Source organism: Streptomyces sp. GD-15H, assembly GCF_045291515.1.
GTDB lineage: Bacteria > Actinomycetota > Actinomycetes > Streptomycetales > Streptomycetaceae > Streptomyces.
Genome location: NZ_CP149447.1, coordinates 3604423 through 3630089, shown reverse-complemented (window position 1 = coordinate 3630089; position 25667 = coordinate 3604423). Strand labels below are relative to the sequence as shown.

Genomic DNA, 25667 nt, shown 5'->3' with positions numbered 1-25667 from the left:
ACGCGAAAGCCCACGCCGTCGATCGCGGCCCCGGCCCGCAGGCCCACCCGGGGGACCCGGGACGGCTGCGCGCACCGGTGGGAATTTCCGAATCCGGGCGCGCGGTGGCCGTTTACGGGACCTGACGGATCGTAGGCTGCCGGGTATGTGCGGAATTGTGGGATACGTGGGGCCGCAGTCGGCGCTGGACGTCGTGACGGCCGGGCTGAAACGGCTGGAGTACCGGGGCTACGACTCGGCGGGCGTGGCCGTCCTCGCGGACGGTGGGCTCGCCACGGCGAAACGGGCCGGGAAACTGGTCAACCTGGAGAAGGAACTGGCCGCCCGGCCACTCCCCACCGGGGCGACCGGCATCGGCCACACCCGCTGGGCCACCCACGGCGGCCCCACCGACGCCAACGCCCACCCGCATCTCGACAACGCGGGCCGGGTCGCCGTCGTCCACAACGGCATCATCGAGAACTTCGCCGAACTGCGGACCGAACTCGCCGAGCGCGGCCACGACCTGGCCTCCGAGACGGACACCGAGGTCGTCGCCCATCTGCTCGCCGAGGAGTTCTCCTCCTGCGCGGACCTCGCCGAGGCGATGCGCCTCGTCTGCCGCCGCCTGCTCGGTGCCTTCACCCTGGTCGCCGTCCACGCGGACGCGCCGGACACGGTCGTCGGCGCACGCCGCAACTCGCCGCTCGTGGTGGGCGTCGGCGAGGGCGAGTCCTTCCTCGCCTCGGACGTCGCCGCGTTCATCGACCACACCCGCTCCGCGATCGAACTGGGCCAGGACCAGGTGGTGGAGCTGCGCCGGGACGGTGCCACGGTCACCGGCTTCGACGGAACACCCGCGGACGTCCGCTCGTACCACGTCGACTGGGACGCCTCCGCCGCCGAGAAGGCCGGCGACGCCTCCTTCATGCTCAAGGAGATCGCCGAGCAGCCGAAGGCGGTCGCCGACACCCTGCTGGGCCGCATCGACGGCTCCGGCACCCTGTCCCTGGACGAGGTACGGATTCCCCCGAAGGCGCTGCGCGAGGCCGACAAGGTCGTCATCGTCGCCTGCGGTACGGCCTTCCACGCCGGGCTGATCGCCAAGTACGCCATCGAGCACTGGACGCGGATCCCCTGCGAGGTCGAGCTGGCGAGCGAGTTCCGCTACCGCGATCCGATCCTGGACCGGCAGACCCTCGTCATCGCCATCTCCCAGTCCGGCGAGACCATGGACACGCTGATGGCCCTGCGGCACGCCCGCGAACAGGACGCCCGGGTCCTGGCCATCTGCAACACCAACGGCTCGACGATCCCGCGCGAGTCGGACGCCGTGCTCTACACGCACGCCGGCCCGAGGTCGCCGTCGCCTCGACCAAGGCCTTCCTGACCCAACTGGTCGCCTGCTACCTGGTCGCCTTGTACCTGGCCCAGGTCCGGGGCACGAAGTACGGCGACGAGATCCGCGCGGTCGTCCGGGACCTGTCCTCCATCGCCGGGTCGGTGGAACGCGTCCTGGCGACGATGGAACCGGTACGGGAACTCGCCCGCGCCCTCGCCCACAAGAACACGGTGCTGTTCCTGGGCCGGCACGTCGGCTACCCGGTCGCCCTGGAGGGCGCGCTCAAGCTCAAGGAGCTCGCCTACATGCACGCGGAGGGCTTCGCCGCGGGCGAGCTGAAGCACGGCCCGATCGCCCTGGTCGAGGACGACCTGCCGGTCGTCGTGGTCGTTCCTTCACCACGCGGCCGCTCCGTCCTCCACGACAAGATCGTCTCCAACATCCAGGAAATCCGGGCACGGGGCGCCCGCACCATCGTCATCGCGGAGGACAACGACGACGAGGTGACCCCCTACGCCGACCATCTCATCCGCGTCCCACCGACTCCGACCCTCCTCCAGCCCCTGGTCGCCACGGTCCCCCTCCAGGTCTTCGCCTGCGAACTCGCCACAGCCCGCGGCAACGAGGTCGACCAGCCCCGAAACCTGGCGAAGTCGGTCACGGTGGAGTGAACGAGGCGTTCGCCGTGACGGGAGACCGCGTCCCGGAAGGGGCACGCTTGTCCGAAAGCACGAGTCCTGGGAGTACTCCTCTCTACATCCCCAACGACCCACGGGCCGTCACCGTGAGTCGCCGCACGCTCCGGCTCGTCCTCACCATGCACGGGCTGATCCGGCTCGTGGACGTCGCCGAGCTGCTCGCGGCGGAGCTGGTCGCCAACGCCGTCCGGCACCCGAAGGGGCCGGCTGCGCTGCGGGTGCGGTGGGCCGCCGGGGTGCTGCGGGTCGGGGCGTGGGACACCGGCCCCGCGCCGCCCGAACCGCCGAGGGCCTTCGATCAGGCGCTCGACGCGGAGGACGGGCGCGGACCGGCGCTGGTGCGGGCCTGTGCCGACCTGTCGGGCCGGCAGCCGCCGGCCAGGGAGGGCAACCGGGGGAGTACGTGTGGTTCGAGCCGGCCGTGCCCCACCCGGTCGCCGCGTGAACCCGCCGGGCCCCGGCACCGCCGTAAAGTGACCGGCATGAGCATCATCGGGGTCGGGATCGACGTGGCCGAGATCGAGCGGTTCGCGGCGTCGTTGGAGCGGACGCCCGGGCTCGCGCGGCGGTTGTTCGTGGAGAGCGAGCTGCTGCTGGCGAGCGGGGAGCGGCGTGGGGTCGCCTCACTGGCCGCGCGGTTCGCCGCCAAGGAGGCGCTGGCCAAGGCGCTCGGGGCGCCCGGCGGGCTGTACTGGACCGATGCCGAGGTGTACTGCGAGGACAGCGGGCAGCCGCGGGTGCGGGTGAAGGGGACGGTGGCGGCGCGGGCCGCCGAACTGGGCGTGCGGTCGTGGCACGTCTCGCTCAGCCATGACGCGGGCGTGGCCTCGGCGGTCGTGGTCGCGGAAGGGTGACGGTGACGGCAGTGGACCAGAGCCTGCTGGGTTTTCCCGGAGTCGGGGGCGTCGGGGTCGAGCTGCCGGTCTGGGGGCAGGTGTCCCTCGGCATCGCGGCCGTGCTGGTTGTGGTGTTCACGCTGGTGCGGATCGTGCGGTTGGGGCGCAAGCGGCGGCGGTGACCGGCCGGACGTGCCCCGTCCATCCGGCCGGTCACCGGCCGCTTCCGGCGGTGTCAGCAGATGGACTGGCTGCTGTTGACCAGCCTGCTGTTGCGGAACGTGGTGTTCTCGCCGCAGGGGCTCTCACGGATCGATGAGTTGGTCACCGTCAGGTTCTGGACGGCGATGTCCCGGTTGTTCGCGAACTCCGTGCGCGCGGCCGGCCGGATCTCGCCGCCGCCCGTGACGGTGCCGCTCTGCGCGGCGAGGTTCACGTTCCGGTTCGACTGAATCGATTCATCCGGTGGGGGTGTGTGAGTGTGGCGGCGGCGCGGCATGCCGTCAACGGGTGCGACGGGCGCGCGGGCCCCGACAACTTCCGACCGGTTTCAAAGGCGTGGGACGGCCCTTCGAATACGGGAGTTGGGCCGTTCGGTGCGGGACACTCGGACGTATGCGTACTGCGTACTGCGTGGAGACGATCAGGGCGGCGGAGCGGGAACTGATGGCGCGGCTGCCGGAGGACGCGCTGATGCAGCGCGCCGCCGCCGGGCTCGCCGCGGCCTGCGCGGACCTGCTGGGGCGGACTCACGGCGGGGTCTACGGCAGCAGGGTCGTCCTGCTGGTCGGCAGCGGGGACAACGGCGGTGACGCCCTCTACGCCGGTGCCCGGCTGGCCCGGCGCGGCGCGGGCGTCACGGCGGTGCTGCTCGCGCCGGAGCGCGCCCATACCGCCGGACTCGCGGCATTGCGCCGGGCGGGGGGCCGGGCCGTGGGGACCGGCGGCGCCGAGGTGTTGATCCGGCGGGCCGATCTCGTCGTGGACGGCATCGTCGGGATCGGTGGCAAGGGCGGGCTGCGGCCGGACGCGGTGCCACTCGCCGAGGCCGCCGAGCGGTCGCGTGCCGCGGTCGTCGCCGTCGACCTGCCGAGCGGCGTCGACGCGGACACCGGCGAGGTGCGCGGCACCGCGCTCCGGGCCGACCTCACGGTGACCTTCGGCACGCACAAGCCGGGACTGCTCGTCGATCCGGCCCGGGAGTACGCGGGGTCGGTACGGCTCGTCGACATCGGGCTGGATCTGCCCGTCGAGCCGGAGCTGGAGGCGCTCCAGCACGCCGACGTGGCACGGCTGCTGCCGGTGCCCGGCGCGGAGAGCGACAAGTACCGGCGCGGTGTCGTCGGGGTCGCCGCCGGGTCCGCGCGCTATCCCGGCGCCGCCGTGCTCACGGTGTCCGGCGCGCTGCGGGGCGGCGCCGGGGCCGTACGGTACGTCGGTCCCGCCGCGCGGGACGTGATCGCCCGCTTCCCCGAGACGCTGGTGTCCGACCGGGGGCCGAAGCACGCCGGGCGGGTGCAGGCGTGGGTCGTCGGGCCCGGGCCGGCGACGACGCCGGGCCCGTGGCGGAGGTCCTGGCGGCGGACGTGCCGGTGCTGATCGACGCGGACGGGCTGCGGCTGGCCGAGGCCTCGGTCGTACGGGCCCGCCGGGCGCCCACGCTGATGACCCCGCACGCCGGCGAGGCCGCCGCGCTGCTCGGCGTGGAGCGGGAGGAGGTCGAGGGCGGCCGGCTGGCCGCGGTGCGTGAACTGGCCGGACGGTACGGGGCGACCGTGCTGCTCAAGGGCTCCACGACCCTGATCGCCGACCCGGGCGACGGGACGGGCGGCGGGACAGCGATGGCCGTACGGGTGAACCCGACCGGCACGTCCTGGCTGGCCACGGCCGGAAGCGGGGACGTCCTGTCCGGGCTGGCGGGCTCGCTGCTGGCGGCCGGACTGCCGCCACGGGACGCGGGCAGCGCGGCGGCCTACCTGCACGGCCTCGCCGGACGATTCGCGGCGAACGGCGCACCGGTGGGGGCGCACGACGTGGCGGAGGCGCTCCCGAGGGCCTGGCGGGACGTCACCCGCAGGTGAGACCAGGGGACTTGGGGGTCTGACCCGGACTCCGGGCTCTGGTCCGGCTCAGGGTTCCGAGTCGGCTCCGGGTCCCGCCCGGGCTCCGGGCCTGCGGAGCCCGGAGGCCGCCCGGTGGTGTCGTACCGCTCCCGGTGGGGTGTCGTACCGCTCTGAGAGACTGGGGTGCGATGAACGAGACAGATGCTGTGCGGGGCGCGACGCTGCGGGCCCGCGCCGAGATCGATCTGGCCGCGCTGCGTGCCAATGTGCGGAGCCTGCGCGCGTGTGCGCCCGATGCCGCCTTCATGGCCGTCGTCAAGGCGGACGGCTACGGGCACGGCGCGATCGCGTGCGCGCGGGCGGCCGTCGAGGCGGGGGCGACCTGGCTCGGTACGGCCACCCCGCAGGAGGCCCTGGCGCTGCGCGCGCCCGGCGCCGGAGTGCCGGACGACGTACGCGTCATGTGCTGGCTGTGGACGCCCGGCGGGCCCTGGCGCGAAGCGATCGAGGCCGATCTCGACGTGTCCGTCAGCGGCCTGTGGGCGCTGGAGGAGGTCACCGCGGCCGTGCGTCTCGCCGGACGGCCCGCGCGCGTCCACCTCAAGGCCGACACCGGCCTCGGGCGGGGCGGCTGCGTGCCCGGGGACTGGGCCGAGCTGATCGCCGGGGCGCTGCGCGCCGAGGCCGACGGACTGCTGCGCGTCGTCGGCCTGTGGTCGCACCTCGCCTGCGCCGACGAGCCGGGGCACCCCTCCATCGACGCCCAGCTCACCCGCTTCCGGGAGATGGTGGCGCAGGCCGAGAAGCAGGGTGTCGACCCCGAGGTCCGGCACATCGCCAACTCGGCCGCCACCCTCACCCTCCCCGAGAGCCACTTCGACCTCGTCCGGTCCGGCATCGCGTTGTACGGCGTCTCGCCCAGCCCCGAGATCGGCACCCCCGCCCATTTCGGGCTGCGCCAGGTGATGACCCTGACCGCCTCCCTCGCCCTGGTGAAGCACGTTCCGGGCGGAGAGGGCATCGGGTACGGCCACCACTACGTCACCCCGGGCGCGACCACCCTCGGTCTCGTCCCGCTCGGCTACGCGGACGGCATCCCGCGGCACGCCTCCTCCGCCGGTCCGGTGCTGGTCGAGGGCAAGTGGCGCACGGTCGCGGGGCGGATCGCGATGGACCAGTTCACCGTCGACCTGGGCGGGGACGAAACCCGGGCGGGCGCCGAGGCGGTCCTCTTCGGCCCCGGCGACCGCGGCGAACCCACCGTCGAGGACTGGGCACAGGCCGCGGGCACCATCGGGTACGAGATCGTCACCCGGATCGGAACCCGCGTTCCGCGCGTCCATGTGAACGCGACGACGTAGACGCGGACACGGCAGGCACGGAAACGACAGAGGAGCCGTACGTGAGCGAGAGCAGTGCGGAGGCCGTCACGACCGCCGTCACGGCGGCTTCCGACTCCGTCGCCGCGGCGCCCGGCGGCTGGCGCCGGGCGACCGGCGTCGCCGGCGTCGCGATAGGCGTGCTCGCGACGGGTGCCGCCGCGGGCGTCGCCATAGAGCGGATGACGGTCGGCCGGGGCATGCGCAAGAAGGCCCGGCTCGCCCTCGACTCCACGGGGCCCTACGGCTCGCTGCGCGGCACCTCCGGGAAGGCGTACGCCGAGGACGGCACGGAGCTGTACTACGAGGTCGACGACCTGGACCCCGACCCCGCCGCCGCTCCCGCACGGCGCCGCCGGCTGTTCGGCCGCAAGTCGCCCGCTCCCGTCACCGTCGTCTTCAGCCACGGCTACTGCCTCAGCCAGGACTCCTGGCACTTCCAGCGGGCCGCGCTCAGGGGTGTCGTACGGACCGTGCACTGGGACCAGCGCAGCCACGGCCGCTCCGGACGGGGCGCGGCCCAGACCGAGCGGGACGAGCCGGTCACCATCGATCAGCTCGGACAGGACCTCAAGGCCGTCATCGACGCCGCCGTCCCCGAGGGGCCGATCGTGCTGGTCGGGCACTCCATGGGCGGGATGACGGTGATGGCCCTCGCCGACCGGTACCCCGAGCTGATCCGCGAGCGGGTCGTCGCTGTCGCCCTCGTCGGTACGTCGTCGGGGCGGCTGGGCGAGGTCAACTTCGGGCTGCCCGTGGCCGGGGTCAACGCGGTGCGGCGGGTGCTGCCGGGGGTGCTGAAGGCGCTGGGGCAGCGGGCCGAGCTGGTGGAGAAGGGGCGCCGGGCCACGGCGGACCTGTTCGCCGGGGTCATCAAGCGGTACTCGTTCGCGACCCGGGACATCGACCCGGCCGTCGCCCGCTTCGCCGAGCGGATGATCGAGTCCACCCCGATCGACGTCGTCGCCGAGTACTATCCGGCGTTCAGCGACCACGACAAGACCGAGGCCCTCGCCCACTTCGCCGACCTCCCGGTGCTGGTGCTGGCCGGGGTGCAGGACCTGGTGACGCCCAGCGAGCACAGCGAGGCGATCGCGGACATCCTGCCGGACGCGGAGTTGGTGCTGGTGCCGGGCACCGGGCACCTTGTCATGCTGGAGCAGCCGGCAGTCGTCACCGACCGCCTCGCTGATCTGCTGGCCCGCGCGTATGAGAAGGCGCGCAGCGCGGCCGTGTAAGGGTGGTGGTGGGAGACGGGTGGACGGTGGCCACCACGGCTACCGTGGGTGCCTGTGACTCCGCCTCCCCTTGACGGGGGTGGCTTCCAGCCTTCGGCTGCGGTCCGGCCCGAACCGACCCCTTGCGGGGTGTGTTTACCGTATTACTGCGAGTGAGTGATGATGAGAGAAGTCGCGGCGCCACCCCCGTCCGTCCAGTTGGTCGTCGACTCCCCCGAGCAGATGCGGGAACTGGGCCGCAGGCTCGCCAAGCTGCTGCGCGCCGGCGACCTCGTGATGCTCACCGGGGAGCTGGGCGCGGGCAAGACCACGCTGGCCCGCGGGCTCGGTGAGGGGCTCGGGGTGCGCGGTGCCGTCACCTCCCCGACGTTCGTGATCGCCCGCGTCCACCCGTCCCTGGGGGACGGTCCGCCGCTGGTCCACGTCGACGCGTACCGGCTCTCCGGCGGGCTGGACGAGATGGAGGACCTCGATCTCGACGTCTCGCTGCCCGAGTCGGTGATCGTCGTGGAGTGGGGCGAGGGCAGGGTCGAGGAACTGACCGACGACCGGCTCCAGCTCGTCATCCACCGCGCGGTCGGCGACACGACGGACGAGGTGCGGCACGTGACGCTGACCGGTCTGGGCGCCCGCTGGGTGGGCGCCGACCTGAGCGTGCTGTCGGCCTGACCCGGGAGGCACCGGCCCGGGGGAGCCGCGTGGAGGCCGGGTGGAGGCCGCGTCCCCCGTACGTTCCCCTTACGTTCCGACAAGGCGTCGGTAAAATGTTGCATTCGGTGTCCCGGGCGTGGTCACATGGTATTCAGCTCGTAGTTAGGGCTACCTAACTACGTCCGCCCCCGGCCCCCAGGAGGCGTCCATGTCGGCCACCGAGAGCTCTCGCAGGACCGAGGTACGGCCGCAGTCGTTCACCGGGGTTTCGATGCGTGACCTGCTGGCCGCCGGTGCGGCCGCCGCCGCGGTCTCCACCCCGCCCCGCGCTCCCGAGCCGCTGCCACGGCCGCAGTCGCGGCCCACGCGGCCGACCGGTACCCACCGTGAGGCCGCCTGACCCGCAGGGACAGGCTCCGGCACCTACCGCACGACGACGACCTTGCGGCCGATCGTCGCGAACTTCCACATCGCCCTGCCGTCCGCCCGGGTCTCGCGGACACCGCCCGTGCGGACCTTCGGGTCGAGTTCCGGGGCCGAGCCGTCGACGGCCGCGCTGAAGCCGATCACCGTGCCGTCGTTGTCGGCGAAGCGGACGACGTGTTCGACCGGGACGCCGTCCGATCCGGTGATCTTCCCGGAGCGGGAGGTGACCCGGTAGGTGCCCGGCTCCGGGTCCACCGTGCTGGGGCTGACCGTGAAGGTGCGCCTGACCTTGCCGCCGCTCTCGACGAGCCACACCCGGTCGGTGTCCAGCGCGTACACGACCCGGGCGCCCCGGCCGGAGCCCTGGGGTGGTGCGGTGGGGGCGCCGGTGTCGCCTGTGCCGTCGGTGGCGTCAGTGTCCTGGTCCGCCTGCACGGCGCCCGACGCGGTGCCCGCGCGGGTGGGGTGCGGGTGGGCCGGGGCGTTCGCCGCCGCCTGGTGACCGAGGAAGCCGACCGTCGCGAGGGCGGCTGCGGTCAGTCCCGCCACGATCGCCGAGCTGTTGCCTGCCACCGCCGTCACCTCAGTCCCTCTTGTGTCATTGATTGTCGGGAATGATCCAGGATTGTGCGTCCGCCGATGTGACGGTAGCAGTACGTGACCGACCGACCGGGTCGTCCGACGCGGGCCGTGGGGAGCCGTAGGCTGTTTGTGTGCTCTTGCTCGCTCTGGATACCGCCACCCCCGCCGTCACCGTCGCGCTGCACGACGGCGACGACGTCATCGCCTCGTCGAGTCAGGTGGACGCCCGCCGGCACGGCGAGCTGCTGCTCCCGGCGATCGACCGGGTGCTCACCGAAGCCGGTCTGAAGATGGACGCCGTCACCGGGATCGTCGTCGGCATCGGCCCCGGTCCGTACACCGGGCTGCGGGTCGGCCTGATGACCGCGGACACCTTCGGGCTCGCGCTCGGCGTCCCCGTGCACGGTGTGTGCACGCTGGACGGCCTCGCCTACGCCGCCGACCTGGGGGGCCCCTTCGTCGTGGCGACCGATGCCCGCCGCAAGGAGGTCTACTGGGCGCGCTACGCCGACTCCCGCACCCGCCTCACCGACCCCGCCGTCGACCGCCCCGCCGACATCGCCGGTCAGGTCGCGGGGCTGCCCGCGGTCGGCGCGGGTGCGCTGCTGTACCCCGACACCTTCCCCAGGGCGCACGAGCCGGAGCACGTGTCGGCCGCCGCCCTCGCCCGGCTGGCCGCCGAGCGGCTGGCGGCGGGTGAGGAACTGCCCGCGCCCCGGCCGCTGTATCTGCGCCGGCCCGATGCCCAGGTCCCCAAGAACTACAAGGTGGTCACCCCCAAGTGACAGGACCCGAGAACGTCGTACTGCGTGAGATGCGCTGGTGGGACATCGAACCCGTGCTCCAGGTGGAGCGCGATCTGTTCCCCGAGGACGCCTGGTCACGGGGGATGTTCTGGTCCGAGCTGGCCCATGCGCGCGGGCCCGCCGCGACCCGCCGGTATGTGGTCGCCGAGGAGGGGGACCGCCTCGTCGGATACGCGGGGCTCACCGCCGCGGGTGCGCCGCCCGACGGTGACGGGGCGTCCGGCGGGGATGCCACCGGGGTGGCCGACGTGCAGACCATCGCCGTCACCCGGGACCACTGGGGCACCGGCCTCGGCTCGCGGCTGCTGACGGAACTGCTGAGGGCGGCGACCGCGTTCGAGTGCGCCGAGGTGTTCCTGGAGTGCCGGATCGACAACGTCCGTGCCCAGAAGCTGTACGAGCGCTTCGGCTTCGAGACCATCGGGGTCAGGAAGGGCTACTACCAGCCGGGGAACGTGGACGCCCTGGTGATGCGGCTGACCGACCCGGCCACCCCGGTGAACCCGGTGAATCCCGTGAACGGCGTAGAAGGAGCCGAGACCCATGGCTGACGAACCCCTGGTCCTGGGGATCGAGACCTCCTGCGACGAGACCGGTGTCGGAGTCGTCCGGGGCACCACCCTGCTGGCCGACGCCGTCGCCTCCAGCGTCGACGAGCACGCCCGCTTCGGCGGCGTCGTCCCGGAGGTCGCCTCCCGGGCGCACCTCGAGGCGATGGTGCCGACGATCGACCGGGCGCTGAAGGAGGCGGGGGTGAGCGCCCGGGACCTGGACGGCATCGCCGTCACCGCCGGGCCGGGGCTCGCCGGTGCGCTGCTCGTCGGTGTCTCGGCGGCGAAGGCGTACGCCTACGCCCTCGGCAAGCCCCTCTACGGTGTCAACCACCTCGCCTCACACATCTGCGTCGACCAGCTGGAGCACGGGCCGCTGCCCGAGCCGACGATGGCGCTGCTGGTGTCCGGCGGGCACTCCTCGCTGCTGTTGTCCTCGGACATCACCTCCGACGTCCGCCCCATGGGCGCCACCATCGACAACGCGGCGGGCGAGGCCTTCGACAAGGTCGCGCGCGTGCTGAACCTCGGCTTCCCCGGTGGCCCGGTCATCGACCGGTACGCGCGCGAGGGCGATCCGGCCGCGATCGCGTTCCCGCGCGGGCTCACCGGTCCGCGCGACCCGGCGTACGACTTCTCCTTCTCCGGCCTGAAAACGGCCGTGGCCCGCTGGATCGAGGCCAAGCGGGCGGCGGGGGAGGAGGTCCCGGTGCGTGACGTGTCGGCGTCCTTCCAGGAGGCGGTCGTGGACGTGCTCACCCGCAAGGCCGTACGCGCCTGCAAGGACGAGGGTGTCGACCATCTGATGATCGGCGGTGGAGTGGCCGCCAACTCCCGGCTGCGGGCGCTGGCCCAGGAGCGCTGCGAGGCGGCCGGCATCCGGCTGCGCGTGCCACGCCCCAAGCTGTGCACGGACAACGGCGCGATGGTGGCCGCCCTGGGCGCGGAGATGGTCGCCCGGGGCCGGGCCGCCTCCGACTGGGACCTGTCGGCCGACTCGTCGCTCCCGGTGACGGAACCGCACGTCCCGGGCGAGGCCCGCACCCACAGCCATGGCCACGTTCACGACCACGACCACGTTCACGAGGTCAGCAGGGAGAACCTGTACTCATGACCGTCGCGTTGATGTGGGAGGCGCGGGCGGTGCCCGATCGGGGTGAGGACCTGCTGGCCTGGGCGCGGGCACAGGAACTGCCCGCCGCCCCGCTGCGCCGCGAGACCTTCCGCGCTCCGCAGGACCGGGTCCTGGTCATCACCTGGTGGGACGCCCCGTACGACGCGGAGCTTCCCGAACTGCCGGAGCCGGGAGCCGAGTTGGTCACCCGCACGGTACACCGGTGGCGGTTCGAGTCGGTGGCGGCGGACTGACCGGCGTCCGACCGGACGGCGGCCGGCTCCTGGCCACCTGGGCCGGCCGCCGCCCCGCCACACCGTGTCAGACACCCCCGTCCCGCACAACAAGCGTCGGTCGGGGCCGAGTTGGCGGGGTGGGTCGGTGAGGGGGAGCTGTGTGGTGTGGCGTACGTCCGTGCTGGAGGCGGCCGACCGTAGTTCCGGGGCGCCCGGTTCGACCACCCGTCGGCCCGAGCGGTCGGTGAACGCCGAGAGGTCCGGGTGGACGGGCGGCCCTCTCACGAACGTCCTCCATGACTGGGTCAGCGGTGGGGCTACTGCCCTGGGTTACCCTCTGGGGCACGAATATTTCGGATTAAATATCGAATGTTCCGGGGGTCCGTGGTGCGGGGAGGACTGCGTCAAGGGGGCCCGCAGGGATACGATCGCCGCCATGACTTCCTCGCAGCCCGATGAAACCCGGACGCGAGGGCGCAGTGCGCAGACTGCGACCCTCGCCGAGATCGCCCGCGAGGCCGGCGTCTCCGCGCCGACTGTTTCGAAGGTGCTGAACGGGCGTGCCGACGTCGCCCCCGCCACGCGCAGCCGGGTGGAGGAGCTGCTGCGCTCCCACGGCTACCGGCGCCGACGCGCCGAGGCCACCCGCTCACCGCTGATCGACCTGGTCTTCCACGAGTTGGAGAGCGCCTGGGCGATGGAGGTCATCCGGGGCGTGGAGAACGTGGCCAGGGACGCCGGACTGAGCGTCGTGCTCTCGGAGAGCGCGGGGCGGCTCACGCCGGGGCGCACCTGGGCCGACCAGGTCGCCGCGCGCCGCCCGCACGGGGTGATCCTCGTCCTGTCCGGCCTCGACGAGTCCGGGCGGGCGCTGCTGACCAGCCGTTCCATCCCGTTCGTGGTGATGGACCCGGCCGGCGACCCGGGCACCGACGTGCCCTCGATCGGCGCGACCAACTGGCAGGGCGGCCTCGCCGCCACCCGGCATCTGGTCGAGCTGGGGCACACCAGGATCGGGGCGATCAGCGGCCCCTCGCAGATGATGTGCAGCCGTGCCCGCATCGACGGCTACCGGGCCGCGCTGGAGACCGGCGGGCTTCCGGTGGACCCCGGGCTGATCATGCCCGGCGACTTCCATCACGAGACCGGCTACCGCCAGGGCCTCGCCCTGCTGCGCCGCGACGACCGGCCCACCGCGGTCTTCGCCGGCAACGACCTCCAGGCGCTCGGTCTCTACGAGGCCGCACGCGAGCTGGGCCTGCGGATTCCCGAGGACCTGAGTGTGGTCGGGTTCGACGATCTGCCGGTGGCCCGTTGGGTGGGGCCGCCGCTGACGACCGTGCGGCAGCCGCTGACCGAGATGGCCGAGGCGGCGGCCAAGCTGGTCCTCGACCTGGGCAAGGGGGAGGGCGCGGCGGCCGCGACCCGGGTGGAACTGGCCACGAGCCTGGTGGTGCGCAGCAGTACGGGAGCGCCGCCGACCGGGGTCTGACGTTCTCGGTCTCCCGGATCGCCTGCGGTGGAGCTTCCGAGGACTGTCACCCGTGAAATCGAAATTTTCGAATCTGGGGCTCTCGCGGGACCCTGGGACGCCAATCGGGCGGTGCCGGACCAGCGGGAGGCGGAGGAGCTGTGGGCGTCGCCGCGGTGACCCGCGGCGTGCCGGAAGAAAGTTCCGGGAAATCCGGGGAGCGTGTCGATCCCGGCGTCTCCCGTTCGACGCAGGGGTGAGAGGCCGGGAAGGATCCGGCCCGTACGAGACGACGACACGAGGAGTCACCATGCCGCGCTATCTCTCCCTGGTCCGGATCGACGAGTCCAACGCCCCCGCGGAGGGTCCCAGTCCCGAACTGATGCAGCGCATGGGCGAGCTGATCGAGGAGATGACGAAGGCCGGGGTCCTGCTGGACACCGCCGGGCTGACCCCGACGGCCCAGGGCACCCGGGTGCGCTACGAGGGCGGACAACTGGCCGTGACCGACGGGCCGTTCACCGAGTCCAAGGAGGTCATCGGGGGCTATGCGCTGATGCAGGCCAAGGACAGGGCCGAGGCGATCGAGTGGGCCAAGCGTTTCCTGAAGGTGCACGAGGAGCACTGGACGGTGACCTGCGAGGTGCGGGAGATCTTGGAGGGCTGAGCACCGGCCCGACGGGCCGGCGGCCCGACGGGTCGGCGGGGCTGCTGTTTGGCCCCGGCGCCGCAGAGGTGTCTGATGGTGGGTTGTGACATCGCAGCCCACCCCCGCCCGGACGCGCCAGTCCGTCGAGACCGTCTTCCGCCTGGAGTCCCCGCGGGTGATCGCCGGCGTGGCCCGTATCGTCCGGGACGTCGGCATCGCCGAGGAACTCGCGCAGGACGCCCTCGTCGCCGCGCTGGAGCAGTGGCCGAGGGACGGGGTGCCCGACAACCCGGGCGCCTGGCTCATGGCCACCGCGCGGAACCGTGCCGTCGACCTGATCCGGCGCCGCGAGAACTACGCCCGCAAGCTCGCCGAGATCGGCCGGGACCTCTCGACGGTCGCCCCGCCAAAGGAGCCCGCCGACCCGGACGACATCGACGACGACCTGCTCCGGCTCGTCTTCACCGCCTGCCACCCGGTCCTGTCCGCCGAGGCCCGCATCGCCCTCACCCTGCGCCTGCTCGGCGGCCTGACCACGGCCGAGATCGCCCGCGCGTTCCTGGTCCCGGAGCCGACGGTGGCCCAGCGGATCGTGCGCGCGAAACGCACCCTCGCGACCAAGAACGTCGCCTTCGAGGTGCCCTACGGCCCCGACCGGGCGGCCCGCCTCGAGTCGGTCCTCGACGTGATCTACCTGATCTTCAACGAGGGGTACGCGGCCACCGCCGGAGACGACTGGCTCCGCCCCGGGCTGTGCGAGGACGCGCTGCGGCTGGCCCGCGTCCTGTCCGGGCTGGTGCCCGAGGAACCCGAAGTCCACGGCCTCACCGCGCTGCTGGAGTTCCAGGCGTCCCGCGCCGCCGCCCGCACCGGTCCGACGGGCGAACCGGTCCTGCTCAAGGACCAGAACCGGGCCCGTTGGAACCGCATGCTCATCGCCCGCGGCGTCACCGCCCTCGCCCGCGCCGACGCGACCTCCGGCGGCGCCCCGGGCCCGTACGTCCTCCAGGCCGCCATCGCCGCCTGCCACACGCACGCGTACCGCTACGAGGAGACGGACTGGCCCCGCATCGCCACCCTCTACGGCCTCCTCGCCGCCCGCGCCCCGTCCCCGGTCGTCGAACTCAACCGCGCGGTCGCCGTCTCCATGGCCGAGGGCCCCGCCGCGGCCCTCCCCCTCGTCGACGCCCTGACCGACGTACCGGCGCTCCGGGAGTACCACCTCCTGCCGAGCGTGCGCGGCGACCTCCTGGCACGCCTCGGCCGTACGCAGGAGGCCCGCGCGGAGTTCGCGCGGGCGGCGTCCTTGACCAGGAACGAACGGGAACGGGAGATGCTGCTGCGACGGGCGGGGGAGGGGAGCTGACCCTCGGGGCGGGCGAGCATCGGGTCCTGAGCCGGGCCCGCGGGCCTCACCGCACCGGGTGCCCCAGCAGCATCGTCGGGGCGCCTGCGACGCGGGTGAGGAAGACCGTGACGGACTCGGGGCCGTGGGGTTTGGGCAGGGCCTTGCGGCGGAGTTCCTCCGGTTCCACCGCCGAGCCGCGCTTCTTGACGGTCAGCGTGCCGATCCGACGCTCACGCAGCAGCGCCTTCAGCTTCTTGACGTTGAAGGGGAGCCGGTCGGTGATCTCGTAGGCGGTGGCGTACGGGGTGGGGCGGTGCTCGTCGGCGGTGACGTAGGCGAGGGTCGGGTCGATGAGTCCGCCGTCGAGCTGTTCGGCGACCTCGGCGACGAGGTGTGCGCGGATGACGGCGCCGTCGGGCTCGTACAGGTACCGGCCGGGCGGACGCACCGCGGGGTCCGGCAGCCCGTGGGAGGGGAGTGTGCGGGGACCGGGGAGCAGGGTCGCCCGGATCGCCGGGGCCTTGCCCGCCCCGGCGGCGGCCCGCCCGGTGCCGAACCACAGCACCGCCTCCTTCACGTCCCCGCAGTCCGAGATCCACTCGGCCTCCGCGTCTTCGGGGACGGCCTCGTGCGGGATGCCCGGCGCGATCTTCAGGGCGGCGGCGCGGGGCGCCTTGCGGGCCGTCTCGATCGCCCAGGACAGCGGGGGCGAGTAGGCCTCGGGGTCGAAGACCCGGCCGCGGCCGCCGCGTCGGGCCGGGTCGACGAAGACGGCGTCGTAACCGGCCGGGTCCACCTCCGTGACGTCGGCCTCCCGCACCTCGATCAGCGCGGCCAGGCCCAGCTCCTCCGCGTTCGCGCGGGCCGCCGCCGCGGTGAGCGGGTCCCGGTCCACCGCCAGTACCCGGATTCCGGCGCGGGCCAGCGCGATCGCGTCCCCGCCGATCCCGCAGCACAGGTCCGCCACCGAGGTCACGCCCCGCTCCTTCAGCCGCCGCGCCCGGTACGCCGCCACGCTCGTCCGGGTCGACTGCTCGACCCCGTTCGGCGTGAAGAACATGCGCGCGGCGTCCTCGGCCCCGAACTTCGCCACCGCCCGCTGCCGCAGGCGTGCCTGGCCGAGCGCGGCCGAGACCAGTTCCGCCGGATGTTCACGGCGCAGCCGGGTGGCGACGGCCAGCTCCCGCGCCGGGTCGGTGTCGCGCACCTCGTCGAGGAGGGCACGGCCCTCGGGGGTGAGGAGCGGGGCGAGCGGCGAGGCGGAGAGCGGGGTGCGGTCTTTCACCGGCCCATTGTGCGGCAGGCGCGGGCCCACTGTGGGCCAGTCGGTGGACGGTGTGCCGCCGGCCGCGGTGTCGGGCCGGGTCCGGGGCGGTGGACTGCGAGGATCCGGCTCCATGCGAGTAGTAGGACAAAACGACAAAAGGCGGTCGCGGCGTGGTGTGCGGGCCGGTGTCGCCGTGCTCTCCCTCGCGACCCTCGCCCCTCTTGCCGCGGGCTGCGGAAAGGACTCCTCCGCCCCGGACCCGGCTGAGGGCGGACAGCAGCCCCTCCACGCGCCCCCGGCCCGCGCGCTCGACTCCTACGCCACCAAACTGCGCGCCGCGCACGCCGCGCGGGTGGCCGTGGCCAAGCGCTGGGGGCTCAAGCAGGTGCCCCTCACCGCCCCGCCCGCGCCGGAGGAGAAACCCAGGATCACCACCCGTAAGGGCTTCGAGGTCGACGGCCACCGGGAACTGGGCCTTCCCCCGGTCTTCACCACCGTCCCCACGGACGAGAAGGTCGTCTTCCTCACCATCGACGACGGTGCCGAGAAGGACCCGGCGTTCCTGCGCATGATGAGCGAGCTGAAGATCCCGTACACCGCGTTCCTCAGCGACTACGTCATCAAGGAGGACTACGGCTACTTCGAGAGGATGCGGAACCGGGGCGTCGGCCTGAACAACCACACCCTGAACCACCCGTACCTGCCCGGCCTGTCCTACGCCCGCCAGAAGCGCGAGATCTGCGGCATGCAGGACGTCATCGAGGAGCGGTACGGCCATCGCCCCGTCCTGTTCCGCCCGCCGTTCGGCAACTACAACAAGGACACCCTGCGCGCGGCCAAGTCCTGCGGCATCGAGTACGCCCCGCTGTGGAACGAGGAGGTCTTCGTCGACCGCTGGGACTACCGCGAGTGGGACCGGGACCTGCGCCCCGGTGACATCGTCCTCACCCACTTCCGGGGCCGGAACGAGTGGAAGGGCACCATGTCCGACATGATCCGCCGCTTCCTGGACAAGGTCACGGCCGAGGGGTACGCGGTGGGGCGCCTGGAGGACTACCTGTGATCCGGCGGGGAGCGGCCGTGGCGGCTCTCCTGGCGGTGCTGGCGGGTTGCGGCTCGCCGGCCGGGCGGGCGGTCGCGGGCCCGACGGTTCGAGGGACCGAGTCGGAGACGGGGGCCGGGGACGGCGCGGGCCGGTCACCCGGCCACCGTGATCCGACCCTCCCGCCCGTCGTGGACCACGTCCCGACCCGGGACAGGGTCGTCTTCCTGACCTACGACGACGGCGCCGAACGCGACCCCCGTTTCCTCGACCTCGTACGGCAACGCCGCCTTCCCGTCAGCATGTTCCTCACGGACAGTGTGGTGGGGCCGGGCTACGGCCACTTCGCCCGCCTGCGTGCGGTCGGGGCGAGCCTGCAGAACCACACCCTCGACCACCCCGCCCTGCGCGGCCTGCCCTACGCCGGTCAGCGCGCCGAGATCTGCGGCCAGCAGCGCAAGCTCCGGTCCCGCTTCGGCATCCGCCCCCACCTCTTCCGCCCGCCCTACGGCACGTACGACGCCACGACCCTCCGGGCCGCCGCCGACTGCGGCATCGCGGCGGTCGTGCTCTGGCGGGCCACCCTGAAGGGCGACGGCACCCTCACGTACACCCGCGGCACCCACCGCCCGGCCCCCGGCGACATCATCTCCGTCCCCGCCGGCGAGACCCCGCCCCTGACCCTGGCGGAACGGACGACACGCCTGCTGCGGCACCTCGACGAGCAGGGGCTGAAGGTCGGCCGCCTGGAGGACTACATCACGCACTGAAGGGCGTGCTTTCCCGGGCGTTCACACCTGCCGGGAGGCCGGCGGTGGCGACGACGCGACACAGTGAATTGGCACTCCGCTTGACCGAGTGCTAATCGCGGTCATAGTCTCGGGTCTGGCACTCCCCCCTGGAGAGTGCCAACACACGCGACGGGCAGGTCCGGCACCCGCGACGACGGATCGACCTGGTCGCCACCTCAGACAGTTAACCCCGAGATCTCCGAAGGGGGAGGTCGGATCGTGACGACCGCCAGCTCCAAGGTTGCCATCAAGCCGCTCGAGGACCGCATCGTGGTCCAGCCGCTCGACGCCGAGCAGACCACGGCTTCGGGCCTGGTCATTCCGGACACTGCCAAGGAGAAGCCCCAGGAGGGCGTCGTCCTGGCCATCGGTCCGGGCCGCATCGAGGACGGCAAGCGCGTCGAACTCGACGTGAAGGTCGGCGACGTCGTGCTTTACAGCAAGTACGGCGGCACCGAGGTGAAGTACAACGGCGAGGAGTACCTCGTCCTCTCGGCCCGCGACGTTCTCGCGATCATCGAGAAGTAAGTCACCTCGTAGCAGATTTGCTCCGAACTGCGCCCCTGGTCCCGACACGCTTACTGAGCCGGGGGCCCGGGGCGCAGTGTTTTTTCACCCCTGATTTCCGAGAGGGCTCCCGCTGCCATGGCGAAGATCCTGAAGTTCGACGAGGACGCCCGTCGCGCCCTTGAGCGCGGCGTCAACAAGCTTGCCGACACGGTGAAGGTGACGATCGGCCCCAAGGGCCGCAACGTCGTCATCGACAAGAAGTTCGGCGCCCCCACCATCACCAACGACGGTGTCACGATCGCCCGCGAGGTCGAGGTCGAGGACCCGTACGAGAACCTCGGTGCCCAGCTGGTCAAGGAGGTGGCGACCAAGACCAACGACATCGCGGGTGACGGTACGACCACCGCGACCGTGCTGGCCCAGGCCCTGGTCCGCGAGGGCCTGCGCAACGTCGCCGCCGGTGCCTCCCCGGCCGCCCTGAAGAAGGGCATCGACGCCGCGGTCGCCGCGGTCGCCGAGGACCTCCTCGCCTCGGCGCGCCCGATCGAGGAGAAGTCCGACATCGCCGCCGTCGCCGGGCTGTCCGCCCAGGACCAGCAGGTCGGCGAGCTCATCGCCGAGGCGATGGACAAGGTCGGCAAGGACGGGGTCATCACCGTCGAGGAGTCCAACACCTTCGGTCTGGAGCTGGACTTCACCGAGGGCATGGCCTTCGACAAGGGCTACCTGTCGCCGTACTTCGTGACGGACCAGGAGCGCATGGAAGCCGTACTGGACGACCCGTACATCCTCATCACGCAGGGCAAGATCGGCTCCATCGCCGACCTGCTGCCGCTGCTGGAGAAGGTCATCCAGGCCAACGCCTCCAAGCCGCTGCTGATCATCGCCGAGGACGTCGAGGGCGAGGCCCTGTCGACCCTGGTCGTGAACAAGATCCGCGGCACGTTCAACGCCGTCGCGGTCAAGGCCCCCGGCTTCGGTGACCGCCGCAAGGCGATGCTGCAGGACATGGCCGTCCTCACCGGCGCCACGGTCGTCTCCGAGGAGGTCGGCCTCAAGCTCGACCAGGTCGGCCTGGACGTGCTGGGCTCCGCCCGCCGCGTCACCGTCACCAAGGACGACACCACGATCGTCGACGGCGGCGGCAAGAAGGAGGACGTGACCGGTCGCGTCGGCCAGATCAAGGCCGAGATCGAGACCACCGACTCCGACTGGGACCGCGAGAAGCTCCAGGAGCGCCTCGCGAAGCTGGCCGGCGGCGTGTGCGTCATCAAGGTCGGCGCCGCCACCGAGGTGGAGCTGAAGGAGAAGAAGCACCGTCTGGAGGACGCCATCTCCGCGACCCGCGCCGCGGTCGAGGAGGGCATCGTCTCCGGTGGTGGCTCCGCGCTCGTCCACGCCGTCAAGGTCCTCGAGGGCAACCTCGACAAGACCGGCGACGAGGCCACTGGTGTCGCGGTCGTCCGCCGCGCCGCCGTCGAGCCGCTGCGCTGGATCGCCGAGAACGCCGGCCTCGAGGGCTACGTCATCGTCTCCAAGGTCGCCGAGCTCGAGAAGGGCAGCGGCTACAACGCCGCCACCGACGAGTACGGCGACCTGATCAAGGCCGGCGTCATCGACCCGGTCAAGGTCACCCGCTCCGCCCTGGAGAACGCCGCCTCCATCGCCTCCCTGCTGCTCACGACCGAGACCCTGGTCGTCGAGAAGAAGGAAGAAGAGGAGCCGGCCGCCGGTGGCCACGGCCACGGCCACGCCCACTGAGCGAACTGAGCGACCCGCTCGCAGAAGGCCCTCGTTCCGGCCCCGGACGCAAGATCCGGTCCCGGAGCGGGGGCCTTCCCGCTTTTCCCGTGCGGTCAGCCGTCCTGCCGCAGCAGGAACCGGCCCGGCTCTGGGTTCCGCCAGAGCCGCCTCGCAGAAGACCAGGCGCTTCCCACCCTGGTGCAGGGCCGATGTGCCGGCCGGACGCATCGGCCGCAGCGGAGTGACGGCCTGACGACGGCTGCGGGACTGGACCGAGGCGGGCCCCCGGCCGCGTCTGCACGAGGTCATCTGGGTGAACTGCGCAAGGCGGGACTGCTGGAGACGGACGACGCGGCGATCGACGGCTCGCACGCACGGGCGCTCAAAGGGGAGCTCACCCCGGACCTTCGCCGGTCGACCGGGCCCGCCCGGGCAGCAAGCACCACCTGATCACCGACCGGCACGGAACGCCGCCGGCCGTGTCTCTGACCGGCGGAAACCGTCACGACGCCACCCGGCTCATGCCTCTGCTCGACGCGATACCGCACCTCCGCGGGACCCGTGGACGGCCTCGCCGACGGTCCGGACGACTGATCGCCGACCGCGGCGACGACCACGACAAGTACCGCCGCCTCCTTCGAGCCCGGGGCATCACACCGAAGACCGCCCGCAAGGGCACCGCCCACGGTCCCGGCCTGGGGAAGACCCGCTGGGGCGCCGAGCGCACCCTCGCCCGGCCGCATCAGTTCAAACGGCTGCGGACCCGCTACGAGATACGCGCCGACCTCCACCTCGGCCTGCTCCAACTCGCCTGCGGCATCATCTGCTGGAGACGACTCCGAACCTCACTTTGAAACGATCAGCGAGTGCTGGCGCTGGGAAGTGGTGGCGTGGTGAAGCGGTGGGGCTGCGAAGCGGGTGGCGCGGGCACCGGCGTCCGGTGGAGCGGCGCCTACGCCTTCGGCCCGCTGCCCGCTGTGTCCGCACCGGCGTCGCCTTGCGGCTCCGCGGGCTCCACCACCGAGATGGCGCCCGTGGCGGTCACGATCGGCGGCGTGAGCACCGAGGCGTAGTCGTGCTCGGTGGAGTAGGTGAGGAAGCCCAGGTGCGCCTCGTAGCGGTCCAGGACGTCGTCGATCACCTGCTGGTGGGACAGGCCCATGAGGTCGTAGCCCTCGGAGCCGGTCTGGGTGAACACCTCGACCCGGTAGTAGACGTCCGTCTGGCGGGACATGCGTCCACCGAACATCGGCACCGGGGCCTCGACGGTCTGCACCTGGTAGTGGAAGTTGCGGTGCTCGGGGATCGTGACCACCAGCGCGTGGCCGGAGATGCCGGTGTGCTCGTTCGGGGCCAGGTCCAGCGTGGCCTGGTAGCCCTGCTTCGCGAATTCGCGGACCACGTCGGCCAGCGCCGCCTGCACGGTGCGCTCCATGAACTGGGCCACCTGCTTCTTCGAGGGGTAGGAGCGCATCCGCTCCAGCCGCTGGCGCCAGGTGCGCTCGGGCACGTGGCCGCCGTGCGCCGCCGTCGACTGCCGGCGCAGGACCCGGCCCTCGCGCTCGGCCCGCTCCATGCGCAGGACCTTGGAGAAGGAGGCCATCACCAGCCAGGCGATGACCGTCACCGGCAGGGCGAAAATGAGCGTCGCGTACTCCATGGTGGTGACCCCGCCGGCCACCAGCATCGCGATGGTCAGCACCGCGGTGAGCACCGCCCAGAAGATGCGCAGCCACTTCGCCCCGTCCTGCGACGGGTTGGGGATCGAGGAGGAGAAGTTGGACATCACCATGGCGCCGGAGTTGGCGCTGGTGAGGTAGAACAGCAATCCGGACAGCGTGCCGAGGCCGATCAGGAAGCCGGCGCCGGGGAACAACTCCAGCAGCGCGAACCAGCCCTCCTCCGGGCTGTCCATGGCCAGCTGGGCGAACTCCGTGTTCCCGTTCAGGACCTGGTACATGGCGCTGTTGCCGAAGATGCTCACGATCAGGAAGTCGCAGAGCACCGGAGCGGTGATGGCGGCGATGACGAACTCGCGCAGCGTCCGGCCGCGGGAGATGCGGGCGAGGAACAGGCCCACGAACGGGCCCCAGGCCAGCCAGAACGCCCAGAAGAACAGGGTCCAGCCGGCCATCCACTCGGAGCCCCCCTCCTGGTAGGCGAAGGTCTGCAGGGTTCGGTCCGGCAGCGAGAAGATGAACCGGCCGATGTTTTCCACCAGCGCGTTGAGCAGGAACGCCGACTGTCCGGTCACCAGGATGTAGAGCAGCATGGCCGCCGCGCTCCAGATGTTCAGCTCGGAGATCAGCCGGATCCCCTTGTCCACGCCCGAGGTGCAGGCGGCGATGGTCATGATCACGGCCACGACCACCAGCGCGATCTGCAGGGCCAGGCCCTCCTGGAGGCCGAACAGCCAGGCGAAGCCGACGTTCAGCAGCACGACGCCGATGCCCATGGAGGTGGCGACGCCGAAGACGGTGCCGACCAGGGTGACGATGTCGATGGTGTCGCCGATCCCGCCGCGGACGCGCTTGCCGAGCAGGGGGTACAGGGCGGCCCGGATGGACAGCGGCATGCCCCAGCGGTAGGCGAAGTAGCCCATGGCCATGCCGAGCAGCGAGTACATGGCCCAGCCGGCCACGCCGTAGTGGAACATGGTCCAGACCACGGCGTCCTGGGCGGCCGCGCCCGTCTGGCCCTCGCCCGCCGGCGGAGCCATGTACTGGGTGATGGGCCCGGTGACGGAGTAGAAGAGCATGTCGATGCCCACGCCGGCGGCGAACAGCATGGCCACCCAGGTGAAGAGCTTGTACTGCGGCCGGGAGTGGTCGGGGCCGAGCCGGACGGAGCCCTCCTTGGACAGCGCGACCCAGAGGACGAACACGATCACCACGGTGACGGTCAGGACGTAGAACCAGCCGAGGTTCTCCGCGATCCAGGCCACCGCGGTCTGCATGGTGCCGCTGGCGTGCGCGGGCACGAGCATGGCCCAGAGGGAGAAGGCGACGATGACGGCCGAGGCGATGACGAAGACGCGCCAGTTGACCCTGGGGCCGGGCTCCTCGATGAGTTCCGCGGGGGCCTTGCTGAGCTCCTGGCTGGAGACGGGAGGACGGTTCTCGGCCTCCTGGCCGTGGCGCCGCCGTTCGGTGCCACCGAGGTGACGGCGTTCGATCGGGGCCTTCGGCGGCTCGCCCCCGGGGCGGGGCGTGTCTGCGGCTTCGGGCATGCGGTCCTCCTCCTGTCGGCGATGAGTCTGGGCGGGCGTCGGTGCGGGCAGACGTCCGCGGCCTCGATCCGAAGGGATGGGGGAGGCCGTGCACAGTGGGCACCCTGTCGTGGGGCCCACCTAGCCATTAGAACTCCTAACGAAATGATCTCCGTGAACCGCTCCGGGGTCGGTAGATATCTCAGATGTTGGTTGTGACCTGGGCTTTCGTGGTGCTCAGGTAGTGGTTGGCCTCGTATTCGGCGGACGGGTTCGGCGGGCGGGATGTGCCCTATCTCACCGTGGAGCCGGGTGTGGTCGTACCAGTCGGTCCATTCGGCGGTGGCCGGCTCGACCTGGGCGAGGGAGCGCCAGGGCCGCCGCGGCTTGATCACCTAGGTTTTGAAGAGGCCGATCGCGGCTCCATCAGCGCGTTGATCCTTGCGGGATCCGGTGCGAAAAGACTGACAGTCGTACGCGTCGCCGACCGGTCCGATCGACGCGGCGACGCCTGCCCGGTCCAGGACCCCGATGCGGCGACGCCCTCGCGGAAAGGTGAGGTCCAGTGGTTCATGAGGGGAGGTCCGATCCGCCATTTCGGCCGGCACGGGGCCCGTGCCGTGCAGGAGATGCTCGGCACGCACGGGGAACTTCCACTCGACGGCGCGCCCGGTGTTGATCACCGAGTAGGGCAGCCCACTGCCACGTTCCTCTACGACGACCCGCGTGAGGTCCTCGGCCTGACGGGACGACGCCCGGGCATCCGCGACCGCCGACGGAGACGTGGAGGCCGCCGACGGCCCACCGGTGCCTTCCGCGCTTGCTGATCGCTCTCCGCAGCCGAGGCACCCATGCGTCCGTGACAACCGTTGCACAGGAGAGAGCCACCGTGGACGGCGACAAGACGTGCGGTCTTTGCCGAGGTGCACCGCGAGCAGGTGAAGGTCGAGACCGACTCCCACCGGGCGAGCTGAATGTCGCCACGAGGTGGGCGGGTCTTGATGATCCTCTTGCCGAGAAGCTCTTCACCGACGGTCAAGTCCGCCCATCCCCTCACTCCGGCCGGCCGGAGGGCCCGTGACGTCACGATCCGTCCCGTTGAAAACCTCCCGAACCGGTCGCCGGGGACGTGCGCTGACCTGGGAGTTCCGCTGTGATCACCGAGGCCGGTGAGGCGCCGCGGAGATCGCACTGGGCCACTGGGCCGCTCGCCGCGGCCTGACCCGTATGAGCGCGGGCGAGCCGGCTGCGAGCGGTGCGGCTCTGCTGCGCGCGCGGCATGTGGGCATGGCACGGCTCTTTCCGCAGGCCCTGAGCGAGGACCTCTCTGCGCCGTCCGAACCGGCCGCTCCAGCGCCCCGTCCGTACACGCGCCCCCGTCCGTACACGCCCGACGGCTCCCGCCCTGCGAACGAGGGGGAGCCGTCCAGAGGCGCCATCAGGGGGTCAGGCGTGACGGTGTGAACGCCGGTTGCCGGTGATGAGGCGGTAAAGAGCGAGCAGGATGAGAGAGCCGACGATCGCGGCGATCCAGGTGGAGAGTTCGAAGAACCCGTCGATGGAGTCGACGCCGAAGATCACCTTGCCGAGCCAGCCGCCGAGCAGACCGCCGGCGATGCCGATGAGCATGGTGATGATGATGCCACCGGGGTCCTTGCCCGGCATGATGAACTTGGCGATGGCGCCGGCGAGCAGGCCGATGACGATCCACGCGATGATGCCCATTGTTGTCTCCGT

22 protein-coding genes and 5 pseudogenes are annotated in these 25667 nt (G+C 71.9%); 20 read left to right on the top strand and 7 right to left on the bottom strand.

All coding sequences use genetic code 11. The features are described 5' to 3' along the window. The first annotated feature begins 145 nt into the window (after positions 1-145). The 3 genes and pseudogenes from glmS (at position 146) to WJ438_RS16820 (ending at position 3037) form a co-directional block, all read left to right on the top strand. Positions 146-1992 (top strand): annotated as a pseudogene (glmS, locus tag WJ438_RS16830) (glutamine--fructose-6-phosphate transaminase (isomerizing)). Between the two features lie 509 nt (positions 1993-2501). Continuing rightward, positions 2502-2873 carry a holo-ACP synthase gene (locus tag WJ438_RS16825; protein ID WP_406729716.1) on the top strand — a complete coding sequence of 124 codons (372 nt, stop codon included), beginning with the start codon at positions 2502-2504 and terminating at the stop codon, positions 2871-2873. A gap of 2 nt (positions 2874-2875) precedes the next feature. Continuing rightward, positions 2876-3037, top strand: a complete 162-nt coding sequence (locus WJ438_RS16820; RefSeq protein ID WP_406725982.1) for a hypothetical protein — start codon at positions 2876-2878, stop codon at positions 3035-3037. A gap of 53 nt (positions 3038-3090) precedes the next feature. On the opposite strand, the pseudogene WJ438_RS16815 reads toward WJ438_RS16820, so the two are convergent. Next, positions 3091-3309 (bottom strand): annotated as a pseudogene (locus WJ438_RS16815) (hypothetical protein); the annotation flags it as partial. Between the two features lie 161 nt (positions 3310-3470). Here WJ438_RS16815 and WJ438_RS16810 point away from each other — a divergent pair. From WJ438_RS16810 to WJ438_RS16790, 5 genes and pseudogenes are all read left to right on the top strand, one after another. Next, a pseudogene (locus tag WJ438_RS16810) lies at positions 3471-4936 on the top strand (NAD(P)H-hydrate dehydratase). A gap of 170 nt (positions 4937-5106) precedes the next feature. After that, on the top strand, positions 5107-6279 hold the full coding sequence (alr, locus tag WJ438_RS16805; protein WP_406725981.1) for an alanine racemase: 1173 nt from the start codon (positions 5107-5109) through the stop codon (positions 6277-6279). 41 nt (positions 6280-6320) lie between these two features. Next, positions 6321-7535 (top strand): alpha/beta fold hydrolase, encoded by a 1215-nt coding sequence (locus WJ438_RS16800; protein ID WP_406725980.1) that lies wholly within the window; start codon positions 6321-6323, stop codon positions 7533-7535. A 162-nt stretch (positions 7536-7697) separates the two neighbouring features. Continuing rightward, complete coding sequence (gene tsaE / locus WJ438_RS16795) at positions 7698-8204, top strand: tRNA (adenosine(37)-N6)-threonylcarbamoyltransferase complex ATPase subunit type 1 TsaE (protein ID WP_406729715.1); 507 nt, start codon at positions 7698-7700, stop codon at positions 8202-8204. 190 nt (positions 8205-8394) lie between these two features. Continuing rightward, positions 8395-8586 (top strand): hypothetical protein, encoded by a 192-nt coding sequence (locus WJ438_RS16790; RefSeq protein WP_406725979.1) that lies wholly within the window; start codon positions 8395-8397, stop codon positions 8584-8586. A gap of 23 nt (positions 8587-8609) precedes the next feature. Here WJ438_RS16790 and WJ438_RS16785 read toward each other — a convergent pair whose 3' ends face one another. After that, the gene (locus WJ438_RS16785; RefSeq protein ID WP_406725978.1) at positions 8610-9185 is read right to left on the bottom strand and encodes a hypothetical protein; all 576 of its coding nucleotides are present in this window, start codon (positions 9183-9185) and stop codon (positions 8610-8612) included. Positions 9186-9325: 140 nt separating this feature from the next. Here WJ438_RS16785 and tsaB point away from each other — a divergent pair, with 140 nt between their 5' ends. Genes tsaB through WJ438_RS16765 form a run of 4 tightly spaced genes read left to right on the top strand, consistent with a single transcriptional unit; the run spans position 9326 to position 11919 of the window. Next, on the top strand, positions 9326-9979 hold the full coding sequence (gene tsaB / locus WJ438_RS16780; RefSeq protein WP_406725977.1) for a tRNA (adenosine(37)-N6)-threonylcarbamoyltransferase complex dimerization subunit type 1 TsaB: 654 nt from the start codon (positions 9326-9328) through the stop codon (positions 9977-9979). Beyond that, positions 9976-10551, top strand: a complete 576-nt coding sequence (gene rimI / locus WJ438_RS16775) for a ribosomal protein S18-alanine N-acetyltransferase (protein ID WP_406725976.1) — start codon at positions 9976-9978, stop codon at positions 10549-10551. The genes tsaB and rimI overlap by 4 nt, the downstream gene beginning before the upstream one ends. Continuing rightward, positions 10544-11665 (top strand): tRNA (adenosine(37)-N6)-threonylcarbamoyltransferase complex transferase subunit TsaD, encoded by a 1122-nt coding sequence (gene tsaD / locus WJ438_RS16770; RefSeq protein WP_406725975.1) that lies wholly within the window; start codon positions 10544-10546, stop codon positions 11663-11665. The genes rimI and tsaD overlap by 8 nt, the downstream gene beginning before the upstream one ends. Continuing rightward, on the top strand, positions 11662-11919 hold the full coding sequence (locus tag WJ438_RS16765) for a hypothetical protein (RefSeq protein ID WP_406725974.1): 258 nt from the start codon (positions 11662-11664) through the stop codon (positions 11917-11919). Before tsaD ends, WJ438_RS16765 begins: the two co-directional genes overlap by 4 nt. Positions 11920-11988: 69 nt before the next feature. Here the strand turns inward: WJ438_RS16765 and WJ438_RS16760 are convergent. Further along, positions 11989-12168, bottom strand: a pseudogene (locus WJ438_RS16760) (hypothetical protein); the annotation flags it as partial. Between the two features lie 169 nt (positions 12169-12337). Here WJ438_RS16760 and WJ438_RS16755 point away from each other — a divergent pair. From WJ438_RS16755 to WJ438_RS16745, 3 genes are all read left to right on the top strand, one after another. Further along, a complete protein-coding gene (locus tag WJ438_RS16755; RefSeq protein WP_406725973.1) occupies positions 12338-13393 on the top strand; it encodes a LacI family DNA-binding transcriptional regulator in 1056 nt (351 codons plus the stop codon). Between the two features lie 289 nt (positions 13394-13682). After that, a complete protein-coding gene (locus tag WJ438_RS16750) occupies positions 13683-14039 on the top strand; it encodes a YciI family protein (RefSeq protein ID WP_406725972.1) in 357 nt (118 codons plus the stop codon). Positions 14040-14124: 85 nt separating this feature from the next. After that, on the top strand, positions 14125-15387 hold the full coding sequence (locus WJ438_RS16745; protein WP_406725971.1) for an RNA polymerase sigma factor: 1263 nt from the start codon (positions 14125-14127) through the stop codon (positions 15385-15387). Positions 15388-15433: 46 nt separating this feature from the next. On the opposite strand, the gene WJ438_RS16740 is transcribed toward WJ438_RS16745, so the two are convergent. Further along, on the bottom strand, positions 15434-16654 hold the full coding sequence (locus WJ438_RS16740) for a THUMP-like domain-containing protein (protein WP_406725970.1): 1221 nt from the start codon (positions 16652-16654) through the stop codon (positions 15434-15436). Positions 16655-16766: 112 nt separating this feature from the next. Between WJ438_RS16740 and WJ438_RS16735 the strand changes: the two genes are divergently transcribed. From WJ438_RS16735 to WJ438_RS16715, 5 genes and pseudogenes are all read left to right on the top strand, one after another. After that, entirely contained in the window at positions 16767-17699 is a 933-nt protein-coding gene (locus WJ438_RS16735) for a polysaccharide deacetylase family protein (RefSeq protein ID WP_406725969.1), read from the top strand. After that, the gene (locus WJ438_RS16730) at positions 17696-18448 is read left to right on the top strand and encodes a polysaccharide deacetylase family protein (protein ID WP_406725968.1); all 753 of its coding nucleotides are present in this window, start codon (positions 17696-17698) and stop codon (positions 18446-18448) included. Before WJ438_RS16735 ends, WJ438_RS16730 begins: the two co-directional genes overlap by 4 nt. Positions 18449-18688: 240 nt before the next feature. Continuing rightward, positions 18689-18997 carry a co-chaperone GroES gene (gene groES / locus WJ438_RS16725; protein WP_037939482.1) on the top strand — a complete coding sequence of 103 codons (309 nt, stop codon included), beginning with the start codon at positions 18689-18691 and terminating at the stop codon, positions 18995-18997. Positions 18998-19114: 117 nt separating this feature from the next. After that, positions 19115-20740, top strand: a complete 1626-nt coding sequence (gene groL / locus WJ438_RS16720; RefSeq protein ID WP_406725967.1) for a chaperonin GroEL — start codon at positions 19115-19117, stop codon at positions 20738-20740. 211 nt (positions 20741-20951) lie between these two features. After that, positions 20952-21576, top strand: a pseudogene (locus WJ438_RS16715) (IS5 family transposase); the annotation flags it as partial. Between the two features lie 98 nt (positions 21577-21674). Here WJ438_RS16715 and betT read toward each other — a convergent pair. From betT to WJ438_RS16700, 3 genes are all read right to left on the bottom strand, one after another. Beyond that, the gene (gene betT, locus WJ438_RS16710; RefSeq protein ID WP_406725966.1) at positions 21675-23951 is read right to left on the bottom strand and encodes a choline BCCT transporter BetT; all 2277 of its coding nucleotides are present in this window, start codon (positions 23949-23951) and stop codon (positions 21675-21677) included. A gap of 374 nt (positions 23952-24325) precedes the next feature. Then, positions 24326-24613, bottom strand: a complete 288-nt coding sequence (locus tag WJ438_RS16705) for a hypothetical protein (protein WP_406725965.1) — start codon at positions 24611-24613, stop codon at positions 24326-24328. A 763-nt stretch (positions 24614-25376) separates the two neighbouring features. Then, a complete protein-coding gene (locus WJ438_RS16700) occupies positions 25377-25655 on the bottom strand; it encodes a GlsB/YeaQ/YmgE family stress response membrane protein (RefSeq protein ID WP_406725964.1) in 279 nt (92 codons plus the stop codon). Positions 25656-25667: the final 12 nt, after the last annotated feature.

Excerpts from the sequence above, each read along its gene's own strand:
- groL (WP_406725967.1), top strand. The coding sequence starts at position 19,115 with ATGGCGAAGATCCTGAAGTTCGACGAGGACGCCCGTCGCGCCCTTGAG.
- alr (WP_406725981.1), top strand. The coding sequence starts at position 5,107 with ATGAACGAGACAGATGCTGTGCGGGGCGCGACGCTGCGGGCCCGCGCC.
- WJ438_RS16765 (WP_406725974.1), top strand. The coding sequence starts at position 11,662 with ATGACCGTCGCGTTGATGTGGGAGGCGCGGGCGGTGCCCGATCGGGGT.
- WJ438_RS16790 (WP_406725979.1), top strand. The coding sequence starts at position 8,395 with ATGTCGGCCACCGAGAGCTCTCGCAGGACCGAGGTACGGCCGCAGTCG.
- tsaD (WP_406725975.1), top strand. The coding sequence starts at position 10,544 with ATGGCTGACGAACCCCTGGTCCTGGGGATCGAGACCTCCTGCGACGAG.
- WJ438_RS16825 (WP_406729716.1), top strand. The coding sequence starts at position 2,502 with ATGAGCATCATCGGGGTCGGGATCGACGTGGCCGAGATCGAGCGGTTC.
- tsaE (WP_406729715.1), top strand. The coding sequence starts at position 7,698 with ATGAGAGAAGTCGCGGCGCCACCCCCGTCCGTCCAGTTGGTCGTCGAC.
- WJ438_RS16700 (WP_406725964.1), bottom strand. The coding sequence starts at position 25,655 with ATGGGCATCATCGCGTGGATCGTCATCGGCCTGCTCGCCGGCGCCATC.
- WJ438_RS16750 (WP_406725972.1), top strand. The coding sequence starts at position 13,683 with ATGCCGCGCTATCTCTCCCTGGTCCGGATCGACGAGTCCAACGCCCCC.
- WJ438_RS16735 (WP_406725969.1), top strand. The coding sequence starts at position 16,767 with ATGCGAGTAGTAGGACAAAACGACAAAAGGCGGTCGCGGCGTGGTGTG.
- betT (WP_406725966.1), bottom strand. The coding sequence starts at position 23,951 with ATGCCCGAAGCCGCAGACACGCCCCGCCCCGGGGGCGAGCCGCCGAAG.
- WJ438_RS16755 (WP_406725973.1), top strand. The coding sequence starts at position 12,338 with ATGACTTCCTCGCAGCCCGATGAAACCCGGACGCGAGGGCGCAGTGCG.